The following is a 13,946-nucleotide window of genomic DNA, read 5'->3' as shown; positions in this document are numbered from 1 at the left end:
GCACCTACCATTGGGTTGTTACCCATACCGATAAGACCCATCATCTCAACGTGTGCAGGAACTGAAGATGAACCAGCAAACTGAGCATCTGAGTGCATACGTCCAAGAGTATCTGTCATACCGTATGAAGCAGGACCTGCTGCCATGTTATCTGGGTGAAGTGTACGTCCTGTACCACCACCTGATGCAACTGAGAAGTACTTCTTACCAAGTTCTACGCACTCCTTCTTGTATGTACCAGCTACTGGATGCTGGAAACGTGTAGGGTTTGTAGAGTTACCAGTGATAGAAACACCTACGTTCTCGTGGTGCATGATAGCAACACCTTCCTGAACATCGTCAGCGCCGTAGCACTTAACTGTTGCACGAAGACCATTTGAGTATGCCTTCTCAGAAATGATGTTAAGCTTAGCTGCCTTGTAATCGTACTTTGTCTCAACGAATGTGAAACCATTGATACGAGAAATAATCTGTGCAGCATCCTTACCAAGACCGTTAAGGATAACACGAAGAGGCTTCTGGCGAACCTTGTTAGCCTTCTCAGCGATACCGATAGCACCCTCAGCAGCAGCGAAAGACTCGTGACCTGCGAGGAAGCAGAAACACTCTGTCTCCTCCTCAAGGAGCATCTTTCCAAGGTTACCATGTCCAAGACCTACCTTACGGTGATCAGCAACAGAACCTGGAATACAGAAAGACTGAAGTCCCTCTCCGATTGCAGCAGCTGCATCAGCAGCCTTGCGGCAATTCTTCTTAATAGCGATTGCAGCACCTACAGTGTAAGCCCAGCAAGCGTTCTCGAAGCAGATAGGCTGAATCTTCTTTACCTGCTCGTATACATCAAGACCTGCGTCCTTTGTAATCTTCTCAGCTTCTTCGATTGAGCTGATACCATACTTATTAAGAACAGCATTGATCTGATCAATTCTTCTCTCATATGATTCAAATAAAGCCATTTTAGTTTCTCCTTTCCTATATTATTCCTGACGTGGATCGATAATCTTAACAGCATCGTCAACACGACCGTACTGGCCCTTTGCCTTTTCCCATGCTGTGTTAGGATCATCACCCTTCTTAATGAAGTCTGTCATCTTTCCAAGAGAAACAAACTGGTAACCAATAACTTCGTTATCAGCGTCAAGAGCGATACCTGTTACGTAACCCTCAGCCATCTCGAGGTAACGAACGCCCTTTTCCTTTGTTGCGTACATTGTACCAACCTGTGAACGAAGACCCTTTCCAAGATCCTCAAGACCAGCACCAACTGCAAGTCCGTCATCAGAGAATGCAGACTGTGTACGTCCGTAAACGATCTGAAGGAAAAGCTCTCTCATAGCTGTGTTAATAGCATCACAAACAAGGTCTGTATTAAGAGCCTCAAGGATTGTCTTTCCCTGAAGAATCTCTGCAGCCATAGCTGCTGAATGTGTCATACCTGAGCAACCAATTGTCTCAACAAGAGCTTCCTCAATAACACCATTCTTAACATTTAAAGATAATTTGCAGGCACCCTGCTGTGGAGCACACCAGCCAACACCGTGTGTGAAACCGCTAATATCAGAAATCTGCTTAGCGTGTACCCATTTTCCCTCCTCAGGGATAGGAGCTGGTTCATGCTTTGCGCCCTTTGCTACAGGACACATGTTTTCTACTTCTTTTGTGTAAATCATTGTAGAACTCCTTTCTTCGTTCAAATCCATTAATATATGCTACTTACATTAATGTCATAAATAAAACCGCACTGCGGCATTATTGATTACATTTTCTCACTTTCTGCCTTTTTAGTAAAGTACTCTTTTGCATTTTGTTAAAAAAATATCTATATGATTTTACATAATTGTAGCTGGTCTAATGACCAGCCACTCTTATCATCCATTGTACTTGAATCCTAGCATTGTAATGTCATCAAATTGATCTGCTTTTCCTTTGAATTTGTTTAAATCCTCAGACATGAATGATAATGTTCCATTTACACTCATTCCAATTGTTTTATTTAGTGTGTCAATCATCCTTTCAGTTCCATATTGCTCAACTTCTTCGTTAATAGCTTCAGCAACACCATCCGTATATACGAATAACATATCTCCAGGTTCCAATTTCATTTCATAAGGTTTAGCCTTAGCATCAGGCATCGCTGCAAGAGCCAAACTATGTTTATCCTTAAACAATTCAAACTCGTGACCTGCTCTATAAATAGCAGGATATTCATGCCCTGCATTAGCACATTGCATAACACCTGTTTTCAAATCTAAAATGCCAATCCATGCTGTTACAAACATTTCAGCGTCATTTCCATCGCAAAGCGTATTGTTCGCCTTGTAAATAATTTCCTCTGGAGAGCCGCCGGCCTCTGCGAAGCTGCGAATTGCAGTTTTACTTCTCATCATAAATAGTGCTGCTGGAATTCCTTTTCCAGAAACATCAGCTATAACAAGCGCTATTTTATCTCTTTCTACAAAAAAGAAATCATAAAAATCTCCGCCAACCTCTTTTGCAGCTTTCATAGAAGCAAATAACTCAAATTCGGTTCTGTCAGGAAAATCAAAATTCTGTGGCAATGCCGATGCCTGTATGGTTCGTGCAAGAATGAGCTCCTGCTCTATCCTTTTTTCGGCTGCCTCAATATAGCCCTTCAATGTTAATACAGTTTGATTAATATCATCAGAAAGTGATGCAAACTCCGAAGAGCTTCGAACCGTTACAACCTCATTTAGATTTCCATTCGTAATTTTACTAAGAGATTTATTAATTAAATGAATGTTGTTAACAACAATCTGGTTTACTAAATAAGCAATCAATACATAGATAACGGTAAATAACAATATATCTCCAAGTGCAAGCTCATAAGCCTGTGCATCTCTATTCCAAAATACCTCGCTGGTTTTCATTGCAGTAACAAGTATATGGTCATCAAGAATTTCGTCTGCATAAATATAACAATCAATTCCAAAGAATTTTCCACGGAACATTTCTCCAACATTAGATTTAATACTACTATATTCAGTAGAATTCAAAGTAAACCACTGATTATTACCATAAACAACCTGTCCTTCATCCGAAAGAATACCGTATATAATATTCCACTCCGCATTTAGTCTACGTTCTCCAGCATAATAATTGCTCTTAATTGTATCAAAGGATTTTGTTAGATTACCCTTACAATCCTGATATGCTGACTGATTCTGCAATAGATATGAAAAAAGGAAATTGCCCAAAATGACTATGGACGTTATAACAAATAGCCACCGTTGAAACTTTTGTGATAGAGAAATTCTATCTTCATTTGTATGCTCAAACGGATTAGTCCACTCTCCTGTCAAAACCTGAAGAACAACAGAGGATACACTAAGACCAATACCTGTAAACATAATCATTGGAATGGCACATGTACTAACAACTAAAAATGCCATTTTCATATCGCTTCTATGGGTAATAAATACCACATACATATGGAATACTTCCATTACAGCACCCATAAAGAATGCGTATACCGGCGAAGGCTTTTTGCCCTTAAATACCTTAATTTTCATTATCAGGGCAACAAATCCGGCCATACAAGTAGAAACACTACATGCAATTCTTGTATATGAGCCAACTCCCCAATATGTTCCTGCAATGTATCTTTCTATTCCGCCAATAAGACCAGCAATGACACCTGAAGAAGGTGCAAAGAAAAGACCTGCAGCGAGGGGACCAATGTCACGAACATTAACAATCATATTTTCGTAGGAAACACCAAAATGAGTCGACAATATAGAGCTGATTCCAAAAATAAGCCCAATAAATAGTTTTTTGAAAGAACTAAGTTTATTATCCTTTGTCCAAAACCAAAGAACCACTGTCAGAAGTACATATAAAAATGTAATTCCAGACATTTTGATAATCATTCCTAACATGTGTCCACCTCTTCAAAATTAATTTTCATACATAGGTGGATTCTAACATTAAATTGTGACAAATCTTTTATAATAATACCCAAATAAATAAAAAGACTCCTAAACTCTACTACTGTAGAATAAGAAGTCCTTAAATATATTATTAAACTATTAATTCTTTTTAACGATGTTATCAGCGCTCTTGAAAATGCTGTCAGCCTCAACAACACCTCGTACTGGAGAAAGCGGATAAATATTAGAACGAGGACAAACAACAGTACCTGGGTTAAGAACTGAGTTACATCCAACCTCTACATTGTCGCCAAGCATAGCGCCAAATTTCTTTAATCCTGTTTCAATTTTTTCTCCATCTCTTGATTTAACAACAACTAATGTTTTATCAGATTTAACATTTGATGTAATGGAACCTGCTCCCATATGTGATTTGTATCCTAATACAGAGTCGCCAACATAGTTGTAATGAGGAACCTGCACGTTGTTAAATAATACTACATTTTTAAGCTCAGTAGAATTTCCAACTACACAGTTCTTACCAACAATAGCTGAACCTCTAACGAAAGCACACTGTCTAACCTCGGCATCCTCATCAATGATAAGTGGTCCATGAAGGTATGCAGAATCAAAAACTGTAGCTGACTTAGCAACCCAAATGTCTTCACCCTTTTTCTCATATTTCTCTGGATCCAATGTTGGTCCCAACTTTTTAATAAAATCAGAAATCTCTGGAAGTACTTCCCATGGATATTCTTTTCCTTCGAATAAGTCTTTAGCGATAGTTTCATCTAAATTATACATAGATTTAATTTTTGCTTGTTCCATATCATCCTCCAAAATTCTCGAATTCAAACTCTGTTCTACATTCATCGTTAAGTTTTAACCTAGCATCAAAATATAAACCTTTTTTACTTAAAAATCCAGTAATTACATCAGTTTTCTTTTCTTTTATTAATTTTTCAAACTGATCCTCAGGTATCTCAACACCTGCTACCTTTCCTAAATAGAAAGAACAGCTATCCTGATTATCTCTCACATTGTTTTTACATCTATAGCCAAAATGATTTTTTATCAATGGAGCGCCGCATTTAGGACAAACGATGCCCTTTAGCTCTACCTCATTATCCTCGAAAACAAATGTTATGCCAGTAACCTTGCCATCCTCGTCCTTTGATAAAGCAAGCTTAGCATCGAATTTTGTTCCCTTTTTAGATTTGAAACCAGAAATAACAGATGTAATACCCTCCTTTAATAGTTCCTTAACTTGGGCCTCTTTTAATTTAACTCCGGCAATTTGGCCAATGTTAAATTTGCAAGAATTCTCAGGGTCGTCCTTGTTGTAATTACTGCAGCCGTAGCCAAATGGAGTTACAACAATTTTGCCACCACAGACTGGGCATACAACATCTTTGATTTCTTTGGCCTCAACATTGTCAAAGTCAAAGGCCACTTCTGTTTTGCCTGATTCTTCATCCTTTTTAAGAATAAGGCAAGCATCAAATTTCTTGCCAGATTTTCCTTTGAAGCCTCTTATAGTTTTTGAAACGCCATTTGTAAGAAGCTCTTTTACATCAGCATCCGTTAGCTTTTTGGATGCAATCTCTCCGATTACAAAATTACATTTATCTTCTTGATTGAAATATTTTGCACATGCAAAGCCAAAATTAGTTTTGATGATTTGGCTGCCACAGTCTGGGCAAACCACATCGGGCAAATAATTAGGCTCCACATCATCAAAATCAAATACTACCTCAGAACGTCCTGTTTCTTCATTTTTCTTTAGTACTAATCTAGCATCAAATTTCTTGCCTGACTTTCCTTTGAAGCCACGCAATGTTTCTGATTTACCATTTGTAAGAATTTCCTGAGCAATTTGAGGTGTAATATTCTTGCCAGCAATTGTTTTACCAATGTAGAATTTGCAAGAGTTTTCATCAGCTGAGCTGTATTTCTCACATCCATAGCCTGACATTTTTACAACAATAGCACCACCACAGTCAGGACACTTACAACCTTCAAGCTTTGTGGCCTCAATACCATCAAAGTCAAAAACAATAGCCTTTTTGCCTTCGTCTGTTGTTTTCAAACGTAGCTTGGCATCGAATTTCTGATTAGTTTTTGATTTAAAGCCTGATAACACTCCGGTAACACCATCAGTTAAAAGGGCTTTAAATTCATCTAAAGAAATTTTGCGGCCTGCAACCTCTCCTATGGAGAAATAGCACTGATTTTCTTCTTGGAATCTGTGCTCACAGGCAAAGCCAAAGGATGTTGCAAAAATTCTTCCATTACATACTGGACAATTAAGTCCTTCTATGAACTCAGTTGGAGTCTCAGAGAAATCGAAGGAAGCTCTAAACTCACCATCCTCATTCTTTTCCATTTTAAGAACAGATTTGAATGGCTTGCCAGATTTACTTTTGAATCCTTCAATTAAATCTGTTTTGCCCTCTGTCACAAGCTTTATGAATTGATCTTCTGGAAGGTCTACTCCAGCTATCTGACCAATGCTAAATCTACATTTAATATCGTCATTAGTGTAGTTGCTACAGCCATATCCAAAGGAAGTAGTTGTCAATTCACCACCGCATGCAGGACATTTAATTCCAAGAGGTTTTCTTGTGGCAAGCCCCTTTGATTCCTTACCAGTAAACTGATTAATATTTAGAGCAATGGTCTGTGTCAAATCTTGCTCTATCATATTTTTTGTTTCACGTCTGATGTAATCCTCAAGCTCTTGACGATAATCAGCAAACTCCACAGTTCCATTAATAATACCTTCCAGCCCCTTTTCCCAGTTAGCGGTCTGCTCAGGTTTTAATAAGGAAGGAGTTGTAAGTAAAACAACCTCGTATATCATTTCCCCAAGCTTTTCTGGGGTGATTATCTGAGTTTTATTATTCTGATTTAGATATCCAATTCTAACAAGCTTTTCAAGGATTTCTCCTCTTGTAGCTGAGGTACCGATACCTGTAGTTTTAATCTGCTCACGAAGCTCCTCATCCTCTATAAGCTTTCCTGCATTTTCCATAGCAAGGATCAGTGAACCAGATGTATATCTCTTTGGTGGTGAAGTTTTGCCTTCTTTTAATTCAAAGCCATTAACATTAATATCATCCCCAATGTTGACCTCTTCTATATATTTGATGAAGTCTTCCTTTGAGAAGCTATCCTCAGCATCTTCGCCGTTTTCATCATTTTCTGAATCGGCAGCATCGTTGGTTTTAGCCTTTGGTATACCTGCAATCTCAAGATAACCCGGTTTAACAAGTAGCTTTGCTCCTGCAAAAAACTTTTCCTGGCCAACACTTACAGTGACCTTTACATTTTTATACTCTGCAGGTGGATAAAATATAGATAAAAATCTGCGGACAATAAGCTCATATACCTTTTGAGATAATGGTGAAAGTCTATCTATTCCATTGCACTGACCTGTTGGGATGATGGCATAGTGATCAGTAACCTTGCTATCATCAGTATATGAGGTCTTTTCGATACCAATATATTTTTTATCCCTAAGGATTTCATTTACATATTTTGCAGTAGGACCATAGCTTTGTAATCTGTTAAGGTTCTTAGTGATTTCCTTTGCCACAGCTGTTGTAAGAACTCTGGCATCTGTACGAGGATAAGTAGTATATTTTTTCTCGTAAAGCTCCTGAATAACCTCTAGAGTCATTGCTGGAGAAATTTTGAATCTCTTTGAACATTCAGACTGAAGCTCCGCCAAGTTAAATAACAGTGGAGCCTTTTTCTTTGAAATCCCGGATTCTTTGTCAGAAATCTTTGCTGGAGCATTAGTTAATTCTGCAATTAATTTTTCTGCACTTTCCTTTTCTTTAAAGCCATTTCCCTTGTCACCATATAATAATGGGGACTCAAAATATTTTGACGAATCTACTGCCTTCCACTCTGCTGGGAAGTTAACATTAGAAAATTTACCTACAACCTTAAAGAAAGGATCTTCATTAAAGCCTCTAATCTCACGTTCTCTCTCAACAACCATTCCAAGAACGCAAGTCATAACTCGTCCAATGGCAATTGCAGAATATCCAGATGTAGCAGCTGCGTCATTAATCAAGCGACCATATTTAACAGATAAGGCACGAGAAAAGTTAATACCTAAGCTATAATCCTCGATGGTACGCATGATACCTGAAGCACCAAGCTTTGCATAATCGCTCATTGGCTTTGCTTCTCGAATACCACGCAGGATTTCATCATCAGTTTGCGAATCAATCCATACACGAAGCTCTGTCATACCCTCACGGACACCACCGTAGTTACGGATATTTTCCTCAATTGTCTGACCTTCTTTTCCCGAGTCACCTGCCCAGTAAACAGTATCAATGTCCTCTCTATGTAAAAGGCCATTAACTATTTTGTATTGCTCCGCAGAAGACTCAATAACGCCGTATTTATATTCTTCTGGCAAAAAAGGTAAATCCTCTAAAGTCCATCTCTTGAATTTGAGATCATATTCCTCTGGATATACCATGTGAACTAAATGACCATAGCACCAGCTAATAACGTACTGGTCATTTTCAATAAAGCCATTATTATTTCCACTAACCTTCAAAACTCTAGCAAAGTCTCTGGCAACAGATGGTTTCTCGGTGATGATTAGCTTTTTACCCAAAATATAAACTCCCTTTAATAAATTAATTCGTGATTTAAAAACACAAGAGCCCCTTGCTACCTGCAAAGGGCTCTAATAATTATAACTTTATAATTCTGTCATGTCTACTAAGACTACAGATTTATTTTCTCTGGCTAGCTCATGTAATTTAGCATCAAAACGTGTGGCTGAGAAAAGGAAAATTGTATTTGCTGTAATGCGAGCCTTTTTCATTGACTCTAATAATTCCTCATATCTCTCATATCCCATCGTTTTGTCAGCCCAATTACAAATACCAACAACATTCTCTCTATTTGAACTTTGACCAATTACATCAATAGTTCCTTCCTTACCAACCCATGTACCAATTTTGGTAAGCTTGATATTTAGCTGTCCAACCATATTCAATAAATGTAAGTATTCGCGACAAACATTTACGAAATATGTCTGTAGGTAATTATCAAGATTTGGTCCAATAAATTTATCGTAGAAGGCCTCAGGTGTAAAGGACACAAGCTCTGATAAATGAGGGTAAATAAACGTGAACCAGAAATTAATGTAAGGATCTGTTATTCTATAAACTCCCTTTTTGGTATTGTCCCATCCACCAGTCTCAAAAGAAACCACCTTGTCAACGACATCAAATGCCGCAAGATTCTTCATATATACTGAAATTTTTGCTCTGGAATATCCTGTATCCTCAAACAAATCGTTTAGTTTTTCATTGCCAGCAGCAATGGAACCTAAAATGGTATTGTAACAAGAAAGCTCTCTAAGCTCTGTAGAAATATATCCTTCTGCTTCCTTTGATAAAAATCCAGTAGGGCTAAGAATATGCTCGCATATATTTGCCTTAATGCTTTTTTTACCGCTCCATCTGTCAAGATACTCTGCAACTCCACCAATAATTCCATAGGTGCTGACGCACTGGGCAACAGAATATTCTGGGAATGAACGAACCACATCAAGGAATGATAGATTTTCAAGCTTTATTGTCTCATCTACTATCGATTTATTAGTTCCAGCAATATCTGCAAAAGTCTGCTCGCCCCAAACTATTGAAGAGCTAACTACAATAATCATAACCTTACCAGGATATAGCTTTTTATTTTTTAATGAAACAAGGCTATTAAGTAAGTCATTAGTCTTTTTAATTGAGTATCCTGCATCATCAATTATAACTATGAATTTGGAACCATCCTTTGAACGAAAGCTTTTGAAGCATTCATCAAAAGACTCACAAGCAGCTGTTCTATCATAATTTTCGCAAATCTGCTTGCTCATATAATGAAGCTGTTTGTCATCAGAACATTGACGACTTCTATAATAGAAATAAGACTTTCCTGTCGTGAAATTATCTAAAAGCGAATTTTTCCCACTACCTTCTCTCCCGTACATTAACACAAAGTTATTCTCATTACTTTGGTAAATTGCCTCAAGTTTCTTAAGTTCGTTTGCTCTCGTAACCATAACATTTCTCCCTAAAATGACGTGTTATCTAATTGTACGGGTTCTATCATAACACAATTCACTTTATCGCGCTACAGTAAAAAAGAATTTTATTATAATTTAATTACTATTTTATTATAAACAGAAAAATACCCCCTCTGATCATAAATCAGAAGGGGTAATAAATTACTTCTTTGTGATATATCCCTGAGCCTTGAGAAGCTCTGCGCAAAGCACTGCACCACCTGCAGCACCACGTACAGTATTGTGAGAAAGTCCAACGAACTTCCAATCATAAATACTATCCTCACGAAGACGTCCAACATTGATTCCCATGCCATTCTCATAGTCAACGTCAAGGGCAACCTGTGGTCTGTTATCTTCTTCCATATAACGGATAAACTGCTTTGGTGCTGAAGGAAGCTGAAGCTCCTGTGGAACACCTGAGAAATTGTTGATAGCATCAATAAGCTGCTGCTTTGTAGGGGATTTTCTGAACTTTACAAATACAGCTGCTGTATGTCCGTTAAGAACTGGAACACGGATACACTGGCTAGTGATTTTAACATCATCAGCTGGAACAATAACGCCATCCTTAATCTCGCCCCAAATTCTAAGTGGCTCCTTCTCAGATTTCTCTTCTTCACCTGAGATAAATGGAATGATGTTGTGCTCCATCTCTGGCCAATCCTTAAATGTCTTGCCTGCGCCTGAGATAGCCTGGTATGTTGTAACTACAACCTCGTATGGCTCAAACTCCTTCCAAGCTGTAAGAACTGGAGCATATGACTGAATTGAACAGTTTGGCTTAACGGCAACAAAGCCGCGAGTTGTTCCAAGTCTCTTCTTCTGGAACTCGATAACCTCCATGTGCTGAGGATTGATTTCTGGAACTACCATAGGTACATCTGGTGTCCATCTATGTGCTGAGTTATTTGAAACTACTGGAGTCTCAGTCTTAGCGTATGCTTCCTCGATGGCCTTAATCTCGTCTTTTGACATATCTACAGCTGAGAATACAAAATCAACTTCCTTTGCAACTTCCTCAACCTCGTTAACATTCTTAACAACGATGTCCTTTACTGCAGCTGGCATTGGAGTATCCATTTTCCATCTGCCGCCTACAGCATCCTCGTATCTCTGTCCTGCAGAACGTGGGCTTGCTGCAATTGTTGTAACCTCAAACCATGGATGATTTTCAAGTAGAGAAATAAATCTCTGTCCAACCATACCAGTGCCACCAAGAATTCCGACCTTTAATTTCTCGCTCATTTCAAAAAACTCTCCTTGTCTATTGTATTTCTGTCGCGGACATTTGTCCGTCATTGAGAAGTATTATAATAAACTTGAATAATTAATGCAAGTACTAATTATCTATTTTAGCCAATTTTAAAAAAAATGTGAAAACATATTATTTCCTTTAAATTTAAGGTATAACTTAATTAACAGAAACAATTGCGAAGAAACGAGGTGTTATGTATGGCTAAACGATATAAATACACAATAAGCCAGGGTTAACCCCTGGCTTTAGTAATTTAATAAACTCTATGCTAAAAATGCTTTGCAGCTAGCTATTTCCTGAACCATAGCGTCATGTCCAGGAGCACCAACTGTCAATCTCTTATTTACGCAAGTCTCCATAGAAATGGCATCAAAAATGTCTGCGTCAAAGGCTGGTGAAATAGCCTTTAACTCTTCAAGGCTCATGTCATCGATAGCAATGCCCTTTTCAATGCAATAAAGCACAACCTGTCCGATAATGCCGTGAGCATCTCTAAATGGCACTCCGTGATTAACAAGATAATCAGCTGCATCTGTAGCATTTGTAAATCCATTTTTGGCGCTAGCCGCCATGACCTCTTTATTGAAAGTCATGGTTTCAAGCATTCCATCAAATAAAACGATACAATTTTGAACTGTCTCCATGGCATCAAAAGCCATCTCCTTGTCCTCCTGCATATCCTTATTGTATGCAAGTGGAATGCCCTTCATTGTAGTGAGAAGTGATGTAAGGGCGCCGTATACACGACCTGTCTTACCACGAACTAATTCTGCAATATCAGGGTTCTTTTTCTGTGGCATGATAGAGCTTCCGGTAGAATAAGCATCATCAATCTCCACAAAACGATACTCATTGCTGTTCCAAATAATAACCTCTTCAGAGAAACGAGAAAGATGCATCTGGATAGTACAAAGTGCAGACAAAAACTCAATCAAGTAATCTCTATCTGAAACCCCGTCCATAGAATTTGCTGTAGGACCATAAAAGTCAAGAAGCTTCGCTGTCATGTCTCTATCCAATGGATATGTAGTGCCTGCAAGAGCTCCAGATCCAAGAGGACAATAATTCATGCGCTCTCTAATGTCTTGCAAACGCAATACATCTCTTTTAAACATTTCAAAATAAGCGCCCATATGATGTGCCAAAGTAATAGGCTGGGCCTTCTGAAGATGTGTAAATCCAGGCATAATTGTATCGATATGCTCTTCCATAATGCCAAGAATAGTGCCAAGCAAATGTCTCAATTCATCAGCAGTTTTCTCCACCTGATCACGTGTATAAAGTCTCATATCCAGAGCGACCTGGTCATTACGGCTACGGCCAGTGTGAAGCTTTTTTCCAGCATCACCAATTCTATCAATCAAATTAGCCTCAACAAAACTATGAACATCCTCGTATTCAGAAGTAATCTCAAGTTTTCCTGATTCTACATCTGCCTCAATACCATCAAGACCAGCTAAAATCTCATCTTTCTCTGCCTCTGTAATAACGCCTACTGATGCAAGCATTTTAACATGAGCTCTGCTGCCACGAACATCCTGACTAAAAAGCTTCTGATCAAAACCGATTGAAGCATTGAAATCGTAAACCATCTGATCGGTAGCCTTGGTAAATCTACCGCCCCACAACTGTGCCATAACTAATCCTCCTGTCTCTTCTGGGCCTGTCTATCCCTATATGAATAAACGCAACCGCAATAATCCTGTCTATACATATCGTATTCCTTTGAAATCTCAGTGGAACGCTTGTAGCCCTCCTTCTTTTTGAAATCACTTGGAAGCCACTTGATGCCAAGCTTCTCTCCAATATTGCCGCCGATTTCATTAAGCACCTGAGAATCTTTCATTGGTGATATTGTAAGTGTTGTTGTAAAAAAGTCAAACCCTTTTACTTTTGCCACTTCTGCTGTTCTCCTCAAACGAAGATTGTAGCACTTGTGACATCTAGCACCCTTTTCCGGCTCATTTTCAAGCCCCTTAGCCATATCGTAAAATCGATTTTTATCATAATCACCCTCGATAAACTCCACTGGATATTTGGTAGGAAAAGCTTTGATAAAGCGCTGTTGCTCCTCTACCCTATGGAGATATTCTTCGTCAGGGTAAATATTAGGGTTATAGTAAAAAACTGTCACCTTGAAAAACTGAGACAGATATTCTATGCAATAACTACTACATGGCGCACAACAGCTATGTAGTAATAAAGAAGGCACGTGGCCTTCTTTTGTAAGTTGATTTATTAAATTATCTAATTCTCTTTGGTAATTAATTTTATTCATTATTTATTTGACCATACATATAAAAAAGCAATGGCGAAAACATAAATAAATGCCATGAAAATCATGAATGGAACCTGTGAAGCAATGATGCCAATAACAATCTGCGAGATAAATACAAGTCCATGAATCCAGATTGGGATTCTGTTAAGGCACGCTGCTAATCCTGCCTCTAAAAGTACCATAATACATGCTATTACAACATTGATATCAAATGCCACTGCTGAAACTACAATTGCTACAACTGCAAAAACCGCTAAGCCAACAATACAAAACAATGGTAAATTATCCTTTGAAAAAAGATCTCTAAAATCAAAAGAAGGTAATGCTTTTTTCTTATTTCTTTCCATTTTTTTCTCCTAAAATTTTTATATCATTTTTACTAGAGTCATTATAATAAAAAGATATGTATTTCTCAACAATTTAATTGAT

At 38.1% G+C, this 13,946-nt stretch carries 10 protein-coding genes; all 10 read right to left on the bottom strand.

What is annotated here, in order from left to right:
* A partial coding sequence (locus E7276_RS13245) for a GGGtGRT protein (protein ID WP_294218513.1) occupies positions 1-956 on the bottom strand: 956 nt, incomplete at its 3' end.
* Between the two features lie 21 nt (positions 957-977).
* The gene (locus tag E7276_RS13240) at positions 978-1,670 is read right to left on the bottom strand and encodes an iron-sulfur cluster assembly scaffold protein (protein ID WP_015549537.1); all 693 of its coding nucleotides are present in this window, start codon (positions 1,668-1,670) and stop codon (positions 978-980) included.
* A gap of 198 nt (positions 1,671-1,868) precedes the next feature.
* The gene (locus E7276_RS13235; RefSeq protein ID WP_294218512.1) at positions 1,869-3,896 is read right to left on the bottom strand and encodes a SpoIIE family protein phosphatase; all 2,028 of its coding nucleotides are present in this window, start codon (positions 3,894-3,896) and stop codon (positions 1,869-1,871) included.
* Between the two features lie 150 nt (positions 3,897-4,046).
* On the bottom strand, positions 4,047-4,715 hold the full coding sequence (locus E7276_RS13230; RefSeq protein ID WP_294218511.1) for a UDP-N-acetylglucosamine pyrophosphorylase: 669 nt from the start codon (positions 4,713-4,715) through the stop codon (positions 4,047-4,049).
* 1 nt (position 4,716) lies between these two features.
* A complete protein-coding gene (locus tag E7276_RS13225; protein ID WP_294218509.1) occupies positions 4,717-8,529 on the bottom strand; it encodes a DNA topoisomerase III in 3,813 nt (1,270 codons plus the stop codon).
* An 87-nt stretch (positions 8,530-8,616) separates the two neighbouring features.
* On the bottom strand, positions 8,617-9,978 hold the full coding sequence (locus tag E7276_RS13220; RefSeq protein ID WP_294218507.1) for an ATP-binding protein: 1,362 nt from the start codon (positions 9,976-9,978) through the stop codon (positions 8,617-8,619).
* A gap of 165 nt (positions 9,979-10,143) precedes the next feature.
* On the bottom strand, positions 10,144-11,229 hold the full coding sequence (gene asd / locus E7276_RS13215) for an aspartate-semialdehyde dehydrogenase (RefSeq protein ID WP_294218506.1): 1,086 nt from the start codon (positions 11,227-11,229) through the stop codon (positions 10,144-10,146).
* Positions 11,230-11,502: 273 nt separating this feature from the next.
* The gene (gene argH / locus E7276_RS13210) at positions 11,503-12,876 is read right to left on the bottom strand and encodes an argininosuccinate lyase (RefSeq protein WP_294218505.1); all 1,374 of its coding nucleotides are present in this window, start codon (positions 12,874-12,876) and stop codon (positions 11,503-11,505) included.
* A gap of 2 nt (positions 12,877-12,878) precedes the next feature.
* Positions 12,879-13,517, bottom strand: a complete 639-nt coding sequence (locus tag E7276_RS13205) for an epoxyqueuosine reductase QueH (protein WP_294218504.1) — start codon at positions 13,515-13,517, stop codon at positions 12,879-12,881.
* Positions 13,517-13,864 carry a hypothetical protein gene (locus tag E7276_RS13200; RefSeq protein ID WP_294218502.1) on the bottom strand — a complete coding sequence of 116 codons (348 nt, stop codon included), beginning with the start codon at positions 13,862-13,864 and terminating at the stop codon, positions 13,517-13,519. The genes E7276_RS13205 and E7276_RS13200 overlap by 1 nt, the downstream gene beginning before the upstream one ends.
* Positions 13,865-13,946: the final 82 nt, after the last annotated feature.

It is taken from the genome of Pseudobutyrivibrio sp., assembly GCF_015057185.1.
Lineage (GTDB): Bacteria > Bacillota > Clostridia > Lachnospirales > Lachnospiraceae > Pseudobutyrivibrio.
The sequence above is the reverse complement of the archived record's forward strand: the minus strand, read 5'-3'. Positions and strand labels throughout refer to the sequence as shown.

Coding starts and splice junctions, on each gene's coding strand:
- E7276_RS13240 (WP_015549537.1), bottom strand. CDS start 1,670: ATGATTTACACAAAAGAAGTAGAAAACATGTGTCCTGTAGCAAAGGGC.
- E7276_RS13235 (WP_294218512.1), bottom strand. CDS start 3,896: ATGTTAGGAATGATTATCAAAATGTCTGGAATTACATTTTTATATGTA.
- E7276_RS13230 (WP_294218511.1), bottom strand. CDS start 4,715: ATGGAACAAGCAAAAATTAAATCTATGTATAATTTAGATGAAACTATC.
- E7276_RS13220 (WP_294218507.1), bottom strand. CDS start 9,978: ATGGTTACGAGAGCAAACGAACTTAAGAAACTTGAGGCAATTTACCAA.
- asd (WP_294218506.1), bottom strand. CDS start 11,229: ATGAGCGAGAAATTAAAGGTCGGAATTCTTGGTGGCACTGGTATGGTT.
- argH (WP_294218505.1), bottom strand. CDS start 12,876: ATGGCACAGTTGTGGGGCGGTAGATTTACCAAGGCTACCGATCAGATG.
- E7276_RS13205 (WP_294218504.1), bottom strand. CDS start 13,517: ATGAATAAAATTAATTACCAAAGAGAATTAGATAATTTAATAAATCAA.
- E7276_RS13200 (WP_294218502.1), bottom strand. CDS start 13,864: ATGGAAAGAAATAAGAAAAAAGCATTACCTTCTTTTGATTTTAGAGAT.